The following is a 16,892-nucleotide window of genomic DNA, read 5'->3' as shown; positions in this document are numbered from 1 at the left end:
GCCCCCTTATCAGCCCTTGATTCCGGTCATGGCAATCCCTTCAATGAAATGGCGCTGTGCAATCAGAAAGATCACCAGCGAAGGGATCACAATGACTGTAGTCGCAGCCATCATCAGATTCCACTGTGCAGAGTAGGAACCCTGAAATAAGGTCAGTCCCTGCATTAACGTATAATTTTTCTCGGAGGTAATGAACGCCAGCGGTCCCAGGTAATCATTCCAGTTCGCCAAAAAAGTCAGCAAGCCGATCACAATCATCGCCTGTTTGGCCAGCGGGACGATAATCACTGCATATATCCGTACATGTCCCGCACCATCCACCTTGGCCGCCTCGTCCAGCTCGCGCGGGATGCCCAGAAAGAACTGCCGCAGCAGAAAAATATTGAACACCCCTCCGCCGAACCAGGCAGGTGCCACCAGCGGAACGAAAGTGTCCGTCAAGTGAAGGGCATTCCAGAATACGTACTGCGGAATCATGACTACAAAGAACGGAATCATAAGTCCGGTTAATATCAGCCCAAATACCTGGTCCCGCCCTTTCCAATCGATACGCGAAAAGCTGTAGGCACACAACGAGGCGGAGAGCAGAACCCCCAGGATCGCCAATGAAGTAATAATGACACTGTTCAGAAAGAAACGGCCAAACGGATATGCATCCAGTGCCGTACGGAAATTATCCCACTTGAAAGCCTTCGGAATAAACCCCGGCGGAATCTGATACAGCTCCCCCATATCAATCAGTGACGTCCGGACCATCCAAAAGATAGGAAAGAGGCAAAACAAACTTCCAATACCAAGCAGCAGATATACTATTGCTTGATTTATCCACGATTGCTGTTTCAACGCTGTTCCCCCTTCCCTTCGTAATACACAAACGATTTGGAGAAGAAGAAAATCAAAGCGGTGAACAGGGCGATCACCAGAAACAGCAGCACAGAAATCGCACTGGCACTACCCATCCGGGAGGACTTGAATCCTTCATTGAACAGGTACAGTACATAAAAAAGGCTCTTGTTGCTCGGTCCGCCCTGTGTCATTACCGAAGGCTGGACAAACGCCTGAAACCCGTTAATAAAGGCAATAACCGTGTTAAAAAAGATGATGGACGAGGTCATGGGGATGGTAATATAGAACAGCTTATGGAGCCTATTCCCCCCGTCGATCTCAATCGCTTCATACAGCTGGGAGGGGATGCCCTGCAGTCCGGCCAGAAAAATTACGATGGTATTGCCCAGTGTCCAAAAGCTGAAGAGGATCAAGGTCGGAACTACCGACCCTGTATCCCCCAGCCATTGCGAAGTAGGCAGATGAAGCTGCTCCAGCATGGCGTTCACAATGCCAAAATCCGGCTGCAGCAGCCACATCCATACCATGGAAGAAGCGGCTAACGGAATGATGACCGGCAAATAGAATATTCCGCGAAAAAAAGCTCTGCCTGCAATTTTCTGATTCAGCAATACCGCAGCAAAAAAGGAAATGATAATGCCCAGAGGCACACTGACAAAAACATAATAGAAGGTGGCTTTGACCGCCGGATAAAAGAAAGGGTCGGCACCTGTGAAAAGGGTCTTGTAATTGGCAATGCCAATCCACTCCGGTACCATACCTACACTATAGTTGGTAAAACTCAGATATATGCTTGCAGCAATTGGAACAAGCACGAACAGCAGGTATCCCGCCAGTACCGGCGAAGCAAACAAAAGTCCGTAACGCAGCTCCTTGGCAGCCTGGTGTCTTTTGCTTGAATGCCGGACCGGCTTCAGGGTCTGTACCCCATTCACAGCATCCTCAAGGGGAGACATCATAACGTCCTCTGATTTCCGGCTGAATCTTTGCCTCAACCTCCTTCATCGCCTCCAGGGCGGTTTTCTTGCCGAGCCATACCTCATCCATACCGGAGAAGGTAATCGCATTCACTTTGGAGAAATTTTTAATATAATACGACCCGTTCGGCACCCCGTTGTTCAGCAGATTATTCATCATCGCATCCTTGAAGCCGGAGGGATGAGCCGGATTGTTCTCCGCCCACTTGGCTACCAGCCCGGGATCGGTATACCATTTGGTCATCGTAGGCATCCACAATCCGCCTTTGTAGAGGTCTATGGCACCTTCCGGATTCTCCAGAAATTTCGTCAGCAGCCAGGCTTCTTCCTGATGCTTGCTGGATGTATAGATGACAGAAGCTCCGCTGATTCCCATCGGAACGCTGCGTTTCATCTTCGGAAGCACACCGATATCATAATTGACTTTGGCGGCACCGAGATCCAGGTTGATCCATTGGCCGTGCATCGACATCGCTGCCAGCTTCGATTGCAGGGCAACCGCCTGGGAAGGAATCGACTTCATCTGCACCGGAGAGGGTGCCACATGATACACGTTAATTAAATCCGCCAGGCGCTGGATTGCTTCCGCCGCTTCCGGCTGGCTGAACCCGAATTTGCCGTCTTTGGTCACCCATTCTCCTTCATTGTTAATCACTGCCGCATGCACAGGTCCATGCCAAGTTTCAAAAGAGACGCCAAACTGCTTGATATTATCCTTATCAAATCCGGGATCGGCGGCATTTTTACCGTTTTTGTCGAGGGTTAATTGCTGGGCGACTTTTACGAATTCATCCCAGCTCCAGGCCATTTCCGGCTTGGCAGGAGGATAATCCACCTTGGCTTCATCAAATAGATCCTTGTTGTAGAACAGCCCGAAGGTTTCTCCGGCTGTACTGATTCCGTATGCGAAATCCTTGGATGACTTGAACCAGATATAGTCCAAAAAGTCGCTGCGCTTCAGGTCCTTATCCGCATCCAGCAGTTCAAACATATTGACGAACTTGCCGTCCTTTTGCCAGGGGTCTGCCAGCTCGCCATGCATATAGCCCAGATCCGGCGCTTCATTCCCGGCTACCATAGCCGTAATCTTGGCATCATAATCCGCTTCCGGGATATGAATGGCATTCACTTTGATATTCGGATATTTATCTGTGAAGGCCTGGGTTGCCTTCTCAATAGCTGCCTTCTCCTGCGGACTGCCCCAGAAGGTGAATTTCAGCGTTACGGGTTTCCCTGACTGCTCTGCGTTTCCTTGACCCTTCGCTGCGTTTCCCTTATCGCTTTCATTCTTGCCTCCAGCGTTTGAACATCCCGCCAGCAGGGTGGCCAGCAGCAAAATTACGGTCAGCAGCCCATATAATACTTTTCCACGACCTCTTCCATTGCGCTCCATCATAACCCTCCCTAAAAGTTGTGTAGCATGCGCTTCCTTGAATCACTTCGCAAAACACGCTTCGGAAGCAAATGCTAAAATGTGTTGATTGGATTTCTGTTCTTATCATAGGGAATACGCTTACATTATGAAATTCCAAATTTTTAATAATGGTGGATTATTTTCGGATGTTGAGTAGAAAAAAAGAAGGTGCCTGGACCCTGGACCCAAGTGCACCTTCTTTGCTCTGTGAAATTAACCTGTGTTTATTAGTTGAACTTTTTATGAGTATTTTAAATTCATCTTATTTAGTTCATAGCACGTAAAAAATTATACATGGCCTGGGTGCTCTGCGCCCGGGACACGAGTCCTTGCGGGTCGAACCGCCCGTCTCCTACCCCTTGCATAATGCCGTGAGCCACTGCCTGATCCACTTGTGATTTCGCCCAGACCGAGATTAGGGAACTGTCCGTCAGACTTTGTAATCCGCCGCGTGAAGCCGCTTGACCCGCCTTGTATTCGTAAGCCTTAATGAGAAGCACTGCCATTTGCTCACGGGTTATCTCGGCATCCGGTGCAAAGGCGGTTGCTGATACCCCTTGAATCAGCCCGGCATCATAAGCTGCTGCCACGGATTTGGTGTACCAGCTTCCGGGTTGCACATCCCGGAACGGAAGCTCTTCACCCGTGTCCTTCAGTTGAAGTGCTCTGACCAGCATTGCAGTAAACTCAGCCCTTGTTGTCGTTTGGGCTGGAGCAAAGCGGCTGTCCGTAAGCCCCGTAACCACATGTTTGGCACTGAGCGATTTCAGTGCTGTATACACCCAGTGGTCAGGGGCAACATCTATGAATGTGGCGTCATAAGACAACACGGCGTAGGTGCTGAAATGATCCAGCATCAGGACCAGCTTCTTGCTGGCCTTGTCTGCTGTCCCTCCCACATAGCTCCACTGTGAGGTGTCTCCGTTCTTCAGGTACACCCCAAGCCATTCTTCATTTACAGCCGAAGCTGCATAGGGAAGCATGGCACGGACCCCTTGGGAAAAGGCAGACAGTGTGATTTCCGATCCGTCCGCTGTGCGCAGCACCAGCCCGAATTCATAAGCCGTCCCTTCTTGACGGTAGATGCCGCTTCCATTCCCGGACGGGACTGCTCCATTTGGAACAGGCGCAAGCGTGATCATAATTGCTGCTCCGCTGCGTTTATCCTCTGCCAGCTTCGTTCCAAGCTCTGTCAGAACAGACGCCGGAATCTGAATAGAGGCTTCGCCATCCCGGATCACCAAGGCTCTGGTGCCCAGCAGTGCTCCGGCATGAACAGGCAGTGAAGCCTGGGTCTGTCCTGGACCCAGCGTGATCTCCACAGCATCAGCCACCGGCCCAGAAGCGAATGCTTCTTCACCAACCACCTTCAATCCGGCAGCCGGAGCTGCTGACGATGCCGGTGCTGGCGTTGGTACCGGCGTTGGTGTCGGTGTTGGTGTTGGTACCGGCGTTGGTGTCGGTGTCGGTGTGACCGTCGGACCTGTCACGGTAACCTTCGCTCTGGCTGCCAAATCCGTACCTTCCACTGCACCGCTCACTGTGAAGCTTCCGGCACGGGCATACTGCTGCGGGGCGATAGTCTGCCAGACTACGGGAACCGTCCGGGAAGTTGAATCGCTGTATACTGCTGTAACTACCGACGGCAGCAGCGGTGCATTCCCTGCTGTTGTCACGACCTCCACGTCCTGAAGGCTCGCAATGACAGGGGCCTCTGAATCAAGCACGGACACCTTGGCCACGGCGTGCTGATCTGTTCCGCCAGCGGTTCCAGTCACGGTGAAGACTCCCGGCACCGCATACGATACAGGGTCAATGCCCTGCCAGATGACGGAGGTTTCACCAATCGTATGATCGGAGTACGTTGCCTGTACTACCGTTGGCAGCACCGGAGCGACCCTTACAGTTGTGGTAATGTGTACCTCCTTCAGCTCCACAATCGTTCGTTTCACAGCTTCAGTTACGGTTACTGTGGCTGCTGCAGGCCAAGTAGTGCCTTCCACTTGTCCTGAAACCACAAACTCTCCAGGCCGTGCGTAGTCCTCTTCCGGCACACTGTTCCAGCTGACCTCAGCAGTCCCTTCACTTCCGTTCTCATATTTCACTTGAACCGTGTCCGGCAAGACAGGTGCAACGGTTGCCGACGTCGTTACGCTGACCGGTTCCACACTTTGAATGTCCTTGTCTTCATACAATGCTTTTACCTGTGAAGCGTCCATTGCCCCGCTGTAAATGCGGAAATCATCAAGCCCGGCATTCAGCTGTGCCCCGTTGCCATAACCGGAGACACCGATTCGCTTCACATCGTTAGTAGCTGTAATGGAGCCCGGCGAACCATCGGTGTCCACCTGCTGGGCCACGCCGTTTCTGTAGATGATTCCGGTCTTAGTCACCGCATCGAACGTGAAGACCACATGGGTCCATTCATTCAGCGGCAAAAACGCCTCAGGCGACTGTTTCACATAGAAGCCGTTTGCTCCATCTACGTACACAATACTGGAGTTGCCGTTATAGGTGATAAAAAATCCGTTACCCGCGTAGTTGCCCTCAGGCTTGAACCACAGCAGCACATTCTCCTTGTCATTCATGGCGCCGGTGCGTTTGACCCAATAGGACAGCGTCATACTGCCTGGCTGAAGGGCAGGATCGGTGCCGGCAGAGATATAATTCCCGCCCGCTCCACTGAAGGTCAACGCTCCATTCTTATGCCCCTGAGCTTCCCAATGGAGACTGCCAAGAACCGATCCTTCATGTCCGTTCCCCGAGGCATCAGCAATGGCAGTACCCTGACCTTCGTCGAAGTTATAGCGCAGCACAAGCTCAGGAAAAGGGGTGATTACCCGCTTAGTTACGGTTACCTTAGCCTGAACCGCCGTCTGTGTTCCGATAACGGTTCCGTTTGCGGTAAATGTAGAACCCTCCTTGTCATACAGTGCAGGGGTTACCGTCCCCCACTGTACGGAAACTACAGACTGGCTTCCATCCTCCAGGCTGGCGGTTACCGTTGACGGAAGCTTCGGCGCCTGCTTGGCCGGTGTTGTAAGCACAACATCCTCTACCGAGATAATGTGGCCTGCCGGGGCAAGCAGCGCAGTGATTTCGTCCGGACTCAGCGCTCTGCTGTAGATCCGGAAGTCGTCGACCAAACCATCCAAATACGGGTCGGCAAATTGCGATTTGCCGATATAGTTGTTTTTGGTTTTACCGAGATCTGAAGGTTTGAGCGTCATATGGTCATTTCTGCCCGCCTCCACACCGTCGATATATAAGATCCCCAGAGAGCCGGACAATGTCACGGCTACATGCTTCCATTCGCCAGCAGGAAGAGCAGGACCGTCAATGGTCTGCTCTTGACCCGGGGCATTCCCGCCGGTAGAAATACCGAACCGGGTAATGGAGCCGGCTTTGGGTGACAGGAACATATAGGTGCTTGTTCCGGTGCCAAAATCGAAGATCCGCGAATAGGTTCCAACGCTGTCCATCTTCACCCAGGCTGACACGGTAACCGCATCCGCACGGCTCAGCAGGCCTTCGGGCATTTTCACATAGGCATCCTGGCCGCTCAGCTCAAGCGCATGATTGATTCTGCCCGGAAGCCAGGAGGCGGCTCCCAGCACACTGCCGTCCTTACCGCTTCCGGAATCATCGGCTGCCACTGTACCGGATGTTTCATCGAAGTTATAATGCACAAGCAGCTCCGGCAGCGACGGCGGTGCCAAGGCTGTCACCGTAACCGTATCACTGCCCTCAAGCTCCGAATCGTTTACAGTCAGCTTGAACACATAAGTTCCCGGCTTCGTTGCCGTGAATGAAGTGAATAGCGCCGCATGATTGCCAAATACAACCTGACCGTCTTCCGGTCCGGACACCAGGGACCATACCGGGGTCAGCGTTCCCTGCGGGAGACCATCGTCTTGGGCTGTGCCGCGAAGCATGGCATCGTCCACTTGCAGCGTGTAGGTGAAATCTGCTCCCGCATCAACCGATGGGACCTGATTGTCATCCGGCTCTGTGGCACTCAGCTCTACCGTATAAGCAACTGCCGGTCCGGCTTCAATCGTCAGCTTTGCTTCATCCCCGAACGCATTCAGCTTGCCCGCAGGCTCACCATCGATGGTGATAAGATAGGCTCCTTTTACCAGACCGTTCAGGGTAAGCGTCGTTTCATGTGCATAGCCAGGCGTCAAATTACGCAGGCTGAACTTGGCATAGTCCTTATTGGCAGACAGTCTCGCTTCGGTAAACTGATCTTTATCCAGCTCGGTATAGAGCTTTTCGGTAATCAGATTGATCCGTTTGAAGAGACCGTCTGTAGGCGTGATATCGTAATAGACGGAATTCGTCACCGTAACATCCGCCCCGTAGCCTGTTACCCCGAAGATCGGATCGACGGCAATGTCCGCACTGAGAATCTGCAGCGTACCGAACAGCCCCAGATCCGCTTCCCCGGTCATACCTTTCCATCCGTTCAGCAGCGGAACATTCCGGCCGCCACCGGTTCCATTGGTGCCGTTATTGCCTTTCTCGGCCTGGTAGGTCCAGGCTGCAGCTCCGTAATTCTCCGGATCATCGCTGATCTGCCCGGAGTTGATGGCACTGAGATTAGCCAGCTTGGCCGCATAAGACAACCGCTGCTCCTCTTCCCGGTTGGCTGTGGAATGATAGCGGATCCAGTCATCCATCGCATATCCGGCCAGCGACACGCTGTACTGGAAGTTCCACCAGCTTTCTCCTGTAATGGTTACCGGATCGGCGTAGTAGTACCAGACAGGCATCTGTCCACGCGAGGTCCGCGTCTTGGCATTGATTTTACCCATCATCTCCAGCGCTTTGGCCTGTTCCAGGTCATTGTCCGTTTGCATCTTTGCCAGGGTGTATACCGCTTCCTCCCCCGTGTTGTCATAGCTGTATTCCGAACCGTAAGGGTACTTATTGTTTTTGAAATTATTATATTTGCGGAGCATCTTGGCCCGGACATCATTGGCTTCGTCCACGTAGCCTTCATCTTCAAGTGCTTGAATGATATCCGGTGTGGTCAGCTCTCCCATAAGTCCGGTCTCCCAGTTGTAGGAAACGGGGCCTTCATACAGCGCCTTCAGAATATTATAAGCCCGCAGCAAATAGGTCTCCTTGGGATGCTTATAGGCAACCAGCTCCGGGTAATTGGCGGCAATTTTGTACATGCTGAAATAGGTATTATAGATATGAGGATAGGCGTAACCACGATAGGTAGGTGTTGTATTCGGCTCCTCCATCAGGAAGTCATGAATCAGATAATCCTCATGATGGCCATTCATCAATTGGTTCCAGATGGCCGTTTCCAGGTAGTCATCCAATGCCGTGATTTCCGAAGCTACAGGACTCAGGGCATTTTTTTCAGCTAAGAACTGTCCATGCGTCAATCCCCAATCATCTCCCCAGCCCCAGTAGCCGCTGAAGTTATTCCGTTTGGACTTCGTGTTCATCATCCAGTCGTCAAAGACTTTGTCGCGTATGTCGCCGGGAAGATTCCACTGGGTTTGTTCAACCATAAAGTTCGCATGGTCCTCCAGCGCCCGGTCGACCGCATCAATGCCGTAAAATTGCAGCACGGTTGTGAGACCGCTTCCATATTGGACCGTAACATGCTGCGGCCCCAGCTTGCCCAGACTGAATTCATAAATGTGATGATCTCCGCTCTTCTGCTCAAGCAGGGGAACATCGGTCCCGTCATCCAGCTTCACGCTGTGAATGTCAGCTTTGGTGCGCAAATCGAACTTGGCCTTCTGGTTCATCGGCACAATCATGCCCGGGACAACGGTTACATCAATCAGCCCTTCCTCAACCAGCTTGTCCTTGGCTTCCTGCTCATTCGCTACAGCAAGCAGTTGAAAGCCGTAGGTTTTGCTCTCCCCGGCAGCCAGCACCAGGCTGGTATGTGGCAGATAACCCCGGTTGGTGGATTTGATCACATTGGAATGAATATAAAAGACATTCAAGCCCTCGATCCATTTGCCTTCATTCTCGGGGTTCCAGGCCCACTTGCTGCCCGGATGCTCTTCATTGCGCCAGCGGTCCTGATACTCAAAGCCCGCACCGGTAGCGGCATCCGGCATCAGCATTAGATAGGAGCCAATCCCGCTGGGTCTGCCTGCTGTAATATAAGAACCGCTGCCGCCGACAAAAGAGTGGGTGACCACACGGGTCTCGTAAATGGCATCCCCGTATGTCCACTGTTCATTGAAGGGAAGCGGGAGCCCGATATCCCCGAACTCCAGACTTTTACCACTGGTGTTGGCAACATGAATATCCCACTGGAGTGAGCCATCTGCTTCCATGGTATAGGTTTCAACCAGCTTGAAATCGTGTATTCCGCCGGCGTTTGCAGAGTTTTCGTAGGTGACTGTCACCTTACTTCCGTCCTCGTCTATGGTCCGGGCATCCCCGGATTGATTGGTAGATGCCTTGATCCATTCGCCTCCATCCAGCCGATAGGTGAAGAGCAGCTCGCCGAGCCACTGATGATCTGCCGTATCCTGCTCGGGTGTTACTGTCTTGTTCATCACATACTCGGTCGGGAAGGCGTCGCCTTTGATTTTCAGCGATGAAATTTCACCGGATTTCCCGGTTTCAATGAGCAGCTTGTCGCTTGTCAGTTCATACGCGCCGGCTTTCGACGGAAGAAGAATAATGGATAGCACCGCCAGCGTCCAGAAGACCGCTCCTGTAAGTATCCTATTCGGTGTTAATCTTGGCTGTCTTGCATCAGAAGTCTTGAATATCATGCTTGAATCATCTCCTTCGATGTATGTTATTATCGTTGTTATACGTATTCAGCTGTATTCAGCACTGCTGTTCTTCCCCAACCCAGACGGACATTTCCCCTTCCCCGCGATTGGCCCAGGCAAAATACGGAATAAACTTCAGCTGTACCTCCCGGCTCTTCAAGGGGGACCCACCGCTGTACAGCTCCTCTCCCCAGCCTGCTTCCGGCAGCATCCGTCTACCGGAAACTGAAATCGTCCGGATGCCCTCAGGGAAACCAGCTTCCTCTGCAAGTGAATATTCATTGCCCTGCGGCAGCCGCAGCTGATACAGTCTTGTGCCGTTATCGGCCTCCTCCAGGCAATAGACGAAAGGACCGCGCTGCAGGGCTACTTTGGAGAAGGTCTGGCGGATATGCGGATGACCCTTCATCGGCGTGACCGGCATCGCAAACTGCAGCTCAAGGGTATCACCGGATACCCACTTGCGGGTCAGGTGAATATATCCGTCCGCATTTCCTGCATGATGCGTCCGGGATTGGCCGTTAAGCGATACCTGGACTTCATGGCACCAATCCGGCAACCGCAGCGCAATCGTAAATTCACTGGCTTGTTCAGGAGTAACGCTCAAGCGGACTTTGCCATCCGAAGTATAGCTGGAGAACTGTTCGACAACTACCGGGATGCCACCCACAACCATTTCGGTGCGGCCCCCGATGTAGAGTTCAACGTATAAGGTACCGCCTTCTGTTGAATAAATGTAGTCTCCGAGCGAGGCGATCAGACGGGCCACATTCGGCGGACAGCAGGCGCAGGTAAACCAGCCTTGGCGCACAGCTTTTACATGATTGTAGTTCTTGTTCTTACCCAGTACTTCCGGATACACCTCAAGCGGATTCACATAGAAAAACTTGGTGCCATCCAGGGACATTCCGCTGATTACGGTATTGTAGAGCGCCCGCTCCATGACATCCGCATATTTGCTGGTGTGCTCCAGCTCCAGCATGCGCCGGGCAAAAAAGATCAGCCCCACGGAAGCACAGGTTTCGGCATAGGCCAGGTCCGGCGGCAAATCATAGTCCGCGGTAAAGGATTCCCCCTGCTCCATGGACCCGATGCCGCCCGTAATGTACATCCGTTTATTCACAATGTTGTCCCACAGCTTCCGGCAGGCTTCCAGCAGCCCGGCATCCTTGGTCTCAAGGGCAATGTCGGCCATCGCCGTACACATATAGACCAGGCGAACCGAATGCCCCTCCGCAGTGGTCTGCTCTCTGACAGGCAGATGCGATTGGCTGTACAGATGATCATGAACCATGGACAGCTGGGGGAAATGCAGGGTCCGGCCGCGTTTTTCCCACTCCTGTTCAAAGTAATGGGGCTGCTGTCCCCGCTGGTCCAGGAAATAGCGGCTTAACTCCAGATACTTCTCTTCACCTGTGGCCTGGAACAATTTCACCAGCGCCAGTTCAATCTCCTGATGGCCGTCGTAGCCTTGCAGCTTGCCGGGCTCCGCTCCGAATACGGCTGCAATGTAATCCGCATAACGGCTCACCGCATCGAGCAGCTTTCTTTTGCCGGTGGCCCTGAAATAGGCTGTTGCCGCTTCAATTAAATGTCCAGCACAATAGAGCTCGTGGCATTCCGCCAGATTAGTCCACTCTTTGCCCGGTTCTTTTAGCATAAAGTAGGTATTCAGATAGCCGTCATCCCTCTGGGCTTCAGCCAGCAGCTCAATGACGCCGTCCGCAATCTCCTCAAGTGCAGAATCCCGCTTAGTCTCCAGTAGGTACGCAACCGCTTCCAGCCATTTGCCTACATCACTGTCCTGAAAGACCATTCCGTAGAACTCGCCTGCCTCCCGGCCCGCTACAATCTTGAAATTACGGATCGCATGGCTGGGCTCAGCCCCTTCAACACGGTCATTCAGCGCCTCCCACTGATAAGGAACCATAACCTCGCGGACCAGACGGATATATTCCGACCAGAACGGATCATGAATCTGAACCTTGCCTGAAGCCGGTGTGGTATTATCATTCATTAATGGAACTCTCCTCTCATCTCTGTTACAGATCACCTGCCCGTGCCAGCCTTACCCCTTGACTCCGCCAACCGTTAATCCTTCCATGAAGAAGCGCTGGAAAAATAAGAACAGAACCAGAATAGGCAAAATGGCCAGGACAGCTCCCGAGATCAGCGCTTCATAGTTATTGCCCAAGGGAGAAACAAAGGAAGCGAGCCCGATCGGCAATGTGAATTGCTCGGTCGTCCGCAGCACGATCAGCGGCCACAGGAAGTTATTCCAGCTGTTCATGGCCTGCAGGATGGTAATCGCCCCAAACGCCGGGGCCATCAGCGGCACCATGATTCTGAAGAAGATTCCGTACTCCGAGCATCCGTCCATCCGGCCTGCATCCATGAAGTCCTTGGGTAGGCCAAGTGCAAATTGGCGGAAGAAGAAGATGGGCAGCGGGGAGACCACAAAGGGCAGAATAACCCCCCAGATGGTGTTGATCAGCTTCAGCGAAATCATTAGCTTGTAGAGCGGCAACAGAATAATCTCCACGGGAATCATCATCACCACGAGCACCAGGGTAAAAATAAAATTCCGGCCGCGAAAACGGTACATTCCCAGCCCGTAGCCTACCATTGAAGAGAACAGCAGGCTCAGCAGGGTGAACAGCGTGGTGATAAGCAGACTGTTCTTATACCAGCCAAAATAATTGCCGGCCGCCCCCTGCCCCGAAAAGATGCTTTTGTAATTGTCCAGACTCATCAAATTGAAATCCAGCCGGACATTCAGGCCGTAGCGGAACAATTCTGTAGCAGGCTTCAGGGAAGCAAGGAACAAGGCATATAACGGAAATAACATCAGGGCCGCCAGAATCACAAATAAAAGCACAAGCAGCAGAGAGGATAAGCTGAATTTGGATTTCTCTATAGTCCGCATGCTCTAGTCCTCCTTCTTAAACATGCCGGTGAGCGTTAATTGAACCAGGCTGACCAATAAGGTGATCCCCAGCAAGGTGATCCCGATGGCCGAACCAAAACCAAGATTGAAATATTGAAAACCCTGTTGATAGATATATCCGACAATGGTCAGCCCAATGTTTTGCGGCGAAGGCTTGCCTGCCCATAGCATATAGCTCTCGGTGAACATGGCATATCCACCATATATAGTGATCGTCACGACATAAATCGTGATCGGCTTCAGCAGGGGGATCGTAATTCTGATTAATTTCCGGAAAGCGCCAGCCCCATCGATTTCAGCCGCTTCGTACAGCTCGGCGGGAATGCTCTGCAGTGCAGACAGGAAATATAGAATATTGATGCCGATCCACCTCCAGCCGGCCAGTACAAGCAGGGCGAACATTCCCAGACTGGAGCTGTAGAGCCAGCGCTGGCTGGATATCCCGAATAGATGCAGAATCGTATTCATCAACGCGCCGTCAAGCTCACCAAAAATGAGACGGAACACCACACCTGCAACGACTACTGACGTAAGCGCCGGAATAAACAAGGTAGATCTGAAAAAATTGCTCCACGGCATCTTTTTCGAATTGAGCAGAACAGCCAGAATCATGGGCACCGGTATCAGCAGCAGGAGTGTCCAGATTGTGTATCGGCTGCTGTTGTAGAGTGCCGCTCCGAAATCCTCATTCCAGAGTCCTCTGTAGTTATCAAGTCCGGTAAACGACACCTCTCCCGGGAGCACTTCCTGAAAGCTCATAATTCCCGCATTAATCAGCGGGTACGCAAAGAAGACGGCGAATGACAACAGAAACGGGAATACGAACACATAGGGTGCTAATTTTTGAGAATTCCCCAGCTGGTAACTCCTTCTTCTTGGGTTTTTGGTCAACTCTCTTTCTATCTGCATAACCAAACCTCCACTCTTTTCTGCAGTGAATATTTCCGGACAATGTATGGCTGCGAAGGGGAATGTTCTATTCCCCTTCGCAGCTTGTGTGCGCTTTCATATATGGGAAAATCTTATTTCAGGCTGTCCTGCACTTCCTTCAGGACCTTGGCCGGGTCCTTCATGTCAATGAAGATTTGCGGCATCGCTTTGTTGCGGATGGCATCGAATACCTCAGGCGATTTCTCGCGGATATGGACCGGAGCAATTTCATCCTTGACGCTGAGCAGCGTATCAAAGATATCGGTACCGAAATAATCGGTGAATTTGTTCGATTCCTTCATGGCCGGATCACTCCAGACATCCGTGCGGATCGGGTCGAAGCCCAGCTGCTTCCAAATCTGCAGGTTGCCTTCCTTGGACAGCTTGGCGTAAGCCAGGAATTCCTTGATCAGATCAGGATTTTTCGCCTGGTTGGTAATCGAGGTTGCGGTCCCGCCCATCCCTGCGGAGCGGTTGCCGCCTTCTTTCCAAGCCGGCATCGGACGGATGATGACTTTTCCCTTGAGATCGGGGATATGGTCGGTGAAGCGGTTCATGAACCAGAATGGCATGAAGACCGAAGCCGCACTGCCCGAATCCATATAGCCGAAATATTCTTCTGTGTCATGGCCGGCGCCAGGAGCGACAGCAGCGACACCTTCCTTCACCATCTTCTGGAAGAATTCCATCGTTTTCACATTGACCGGTGTATCCACAGTAACATTGCCGTTCTCATCCACCTGATCCGAACCCTGCTGGCTGATCGCCGGCCACCAGGACCAGTTGCCGTTGCCTTCAAATGTGATCATCGGCTTGCCTGTTTTATCCAGCATCTGTTTGCCTGCCGTCTCAAAGTCAGCCCAGGTCTTGATGGTGTCAGGATTGATTCCTGCCTGGTCAAGCATTTCCTTGTTGTAATACATGACGGTCGCACCCACATGGTAATCAATACCATAGTACGTTTTGTCTTTGCTGTAGATTTCCACTCTGGACTTCACAATGTTGCCAAGCTCCGGCTCCACAATGTCGTTCAGGGATACCAGCTGCGGCGTTCCCTTCATAAAGTTCGGAAACTTGCTCTGCTCGATATCGACCAGATCCGGTGCGCCTACGCCCGATTGCAGGGCTACCAGCAGCTTGGTGTGCATATCGTCATAAGGTATGGTGGTCGCTTCCAGCGCAATGGCCTTATCGGGGTGGCTTTCGTTCCAGCTTGCCGCCATGCTCTCATAGAACTTCTGATGGGCGTCAACAAAGGTCCAGAACACCACCTTTTGCGCCTCAGCGGCGGGTTTTGCGGTTTCACTGCCTTCAGTTGCCTTACTGCCGTTGTTGCTTGCTGCCGGCTGGTTCGTAGGGGATGTCTCTTTATTCCCGTTACCACCGCAGCCGCTGAGCCCCATTACCAGAATCAACAATAATACCGTCGTGCACAGAAATGCTTTTTTCATTCAGCTTCCTCCTTGAATGATATATACTTAGCCCTTTACGGGAATAAGCCGGTATTTTGCATTTCATCTGTCAGAAAAACAACTTCAACTTTTAGCTATTCAACTTTTTAGAAAGCGCTTTATTTATAATAATACATGTTGTATCATGAAAAAAAACGCAGGATTCCAACCTTATTTTTAATCATTTCAACCTGCTTGGAGGAAAAATAAAATGAACTCGCCTATTCTCCATTTTATCTCTCCGCCTATTCCCTACTTCGTCGATTGCGGACATGCCACCTATGCCGCAGGGGATGTTCACATCAACCGCAACTGTATCGGCGTATTTGATCTGATTGTTGTGCTGAAGGGAATCCTCCCCGTCGGTGAGGATGGCAAGGAATGGAAGCTGCGTGAAGGTGAAATCCTTATTCTCCGTCCGGACGGCCATCATTACGGCTCTGCACCCTGCACCGAGGATACGAAGATCATCTGGATTCATTTTCAGACCTTTGGCAGCTGGAAGGAATGTATGAGTATGGACGAATGTCTGGAATCTCAGGTCACTCTGATCGAGAGCCACAAGCAAAAAGCCTACCTCAATCATGCCGATGTCTGCTCGATTTATATTCCCAAGCATATGAAAATCTCCAGGAAGGCGATGGAGGTGCTGGACCTGTTTTTTGAACAGGAGCATGAGCCGCAATCCCTGCGCAACTGGAAACGCCAGGCTTCCTTCCAATCCTTCCTCCAGCACCTGGACCGTGACCTGGCCTCCCCTTCCGATGCTACCGCCATTCAGCTTGCCGAAAAGGTGGAATTGTTCATCCGCCATAACTATACCCGGGACATCAACAACCCCATGCTGCAGAAGGAACTCAACTATCATCCGAATTATTTGGCCAAAAGCATGCTCAAAACCTATGGTATGACCCCTATGGCTTATCTGCAGAATTACCGCGTGGAACAGTCCAAGCGCCTTCTTCTTCAGACCTCCTGGTCCGTTACCCGGATCGCCGAGGAGGTCGGATTCCATCACGTTTCCCATTTCTCCTCATGTTTCTCCAAGAAGGAGGGGCTATCTCCCTCCGGCTTCCGCAGCAAATTCATTCAGAAGCGCTAGGCAAGCAAATAGGGAATAAAAAGGGAAACCAGGCGATGAATTGCTTTGCTTTAGGAGGAATATTCGTATGATTATTTTCAAAAGAATTTCCATCTGCTTATCAAGTTCTATTTTTTCGTGCAAAAAAAGAGCGGGCTATCTTTTTGATAACCTGCTCTTTTTCTTGATTTTTGGCCCTGTGCCTTCAAGATATGATGGAAATTGCAGAGATTATTGAAAATCCTGAATCTGGCCCCGATTAGTCCTGCCTAGTTACTTACGAAGCGGAGCTATAATAAAAATTTTAAATGTTATATTGGCCAAATAAATCCTCCACTCCGGCGGTAAGAAATGTCTGCAATTCTTTCAGGAGAATAGCCAGTGCAGGTTTGGTGGCAAGGATTATATGACGAACGCAGATCAGTACCGGGACAGCATGCACTAGGTTTTCCAATTTAACATTATATTATCTTTGGGAC

General features: G+C 51.6%; 9 protein-coding genes and 2 pseudogenes. 1 reads left to right on the top strand and 10 read right to left on the bottom strand.

Translation table 11 applies throughout. From position 1 onward, the window contains the following. Window positions 1-9: 9 nt before the first annotated feature. From A3849_RS06555 to A3849_RS06520, 10 genes and pseudogenes are all read right to left on the bottom strand, one after another. Window positions 10-843 carry a carbohydrate ABC transporter permease gene (locus A3849_RS06555; protein WP_074110678.1) on the bottom strand — a complete coding sequence of 278 codons (834 nt, stop codon included), beginning with the start codon at window positions 841-843 and terminating at the stop codon, window positions 10-12. Next, entirely contained in the window at window positions 840-1,841 is a 1,002-nt protein-coding gene (locus tag A3849_RS06550; protein ID WP_256700675.1) for a carbohydrate ABC transporter permease, read from the bottom strand. The genes A3849_RS06555 and A3849_RS06550 overlap by 4 nt, the downstream gene beginning before the upstream one ends. Further along, window positions 1,789-3,216: an ABC transporter substrate-binding protein gene (locus tag A3849_RS06545; protein ID WP_074110677.1), complete on the bottom strand. Its 1,428-nt coding sequence runs from the start codon at window positions 3,214-3,216 to the stop codon at window positions 1,789-1,791. The genes A3849_RS06550 and A3849_RS06545 overlap by 53 nt, the downstream gene beginning before the upstream one ends. A gap of 287 nt (window positions 3,217-3,503) precedes the next feature. Next, a complete protein-coding gene (locus A3849_RS33935) occupies window positions 3,504-3,743 on the bottom strand; it encodes an S-layer homology domain-containing protein (protein ID WP_372237750.1) in 240 nt (79 codons plus the stop codon). 6 nt (window positions 3,744-3,749) lie between these two features. Continuing rightward, window positions 3,750-5,900: pseudogene (locus A3849_RS33500) on the bottom strand (Ig-like domain-containing protein); the annotation flags it as partial. Between the two features lie 213 nt (window positions 5,901-6,113). Beyond that, window positions 6,114-9,923, bottom strand: a pseudogene (locus A3849_RS33495) (DUF5695 domain-containing protein); the annotation flags it as partial. Between the two features lie 136 nt (window positions 9,924-10,059). Then, window positions 10,060-12,021 carry a glycoside hydrolase family 127 protein gene (locus tag A3849_RS06535; protein ID WP_074110675.1) on the bottom strand — a complete coding sequence of 654 codons (1,962 nt, stop codon included), beginning with the start codon at window positions 12,019-12,021 and terminating at the stop codon, window positions 10,060-10,062. A 51-nt stretch (window positions 12,022-12,072) separates the two neighbouring features. Then, the gene (locus tag A3849_RS06530; protein ID WP_074110674.1) at window positions 12,073-12,930 is read right to left on the bottom strand and encodes a carbohydrate ABC transporter permease; all 858 of its coding nucleotides are present in this window, start codon (window positions 12,928-12,930) and stop codon (window positions 12,073-12,075) included. A 3-nt stretch (window positions 12,931-12,933) separates the two neighbouring features. Next, window positions 12,934-13,860 carry a carbohydrate ABC transporter permease gene (locus A3849_RS06525; protein WP_074110673.1) on the bottom strand — a complete coding sequence of 309 codons (927 nt, stop codon included), beginning with the start codon at window positions 13,858-13,860 and terminating at the stop codon, window positions 12,934-12,936. Window positions 13,861-13,973: 113 nt separating this feature from the next. Next, window positions 13,974-15,332 (bottom strand): ABC transporter substrate-binding protein, encoded by a 1,359-nt coding sequence (locus A3849_RS06520; protein WP_074110672.1) that lies wholly within the window; start codon window positions 15,330-15,332, stop codon window positions 13,974-13,976. 211 nt (window positions 15,333-15,543) lie between these two features. Here A3849_RS06520 and A3849_RS06515 point away from each other — a divergent pair, with 211 nt between their 5' ends. After that, window positions 15,544-16,434 carry an AraC family transcriptional regulator gene (locus A3849_RS06515; protein ID WP_074110671.1) on the top strand — a complete coding sequence of 297 codons (891 nt, stop codon included), beginning with the start codon at window positions 15,544-15,546 and terminating at the stop codon, window positions 16,432-16,434. The last annotated feature ends 458 nt before the right edge of the window (window positions 16,435-16,892 follow it).

The organism is Paenibacillus sp. P46E, from assembly GCF_001909095.1.
Lineage (GTDB): Bacteria > Bacillota > Bacilli > Paenibacillales > Paenibacillaceae > Paenibacillus_AQ > Paenibacillus_AQ helianthi.
Note: the sequence above shows the minus strand (reverse complement) of the source record. Positions and strands in the feature narration are given on the sequence as shown.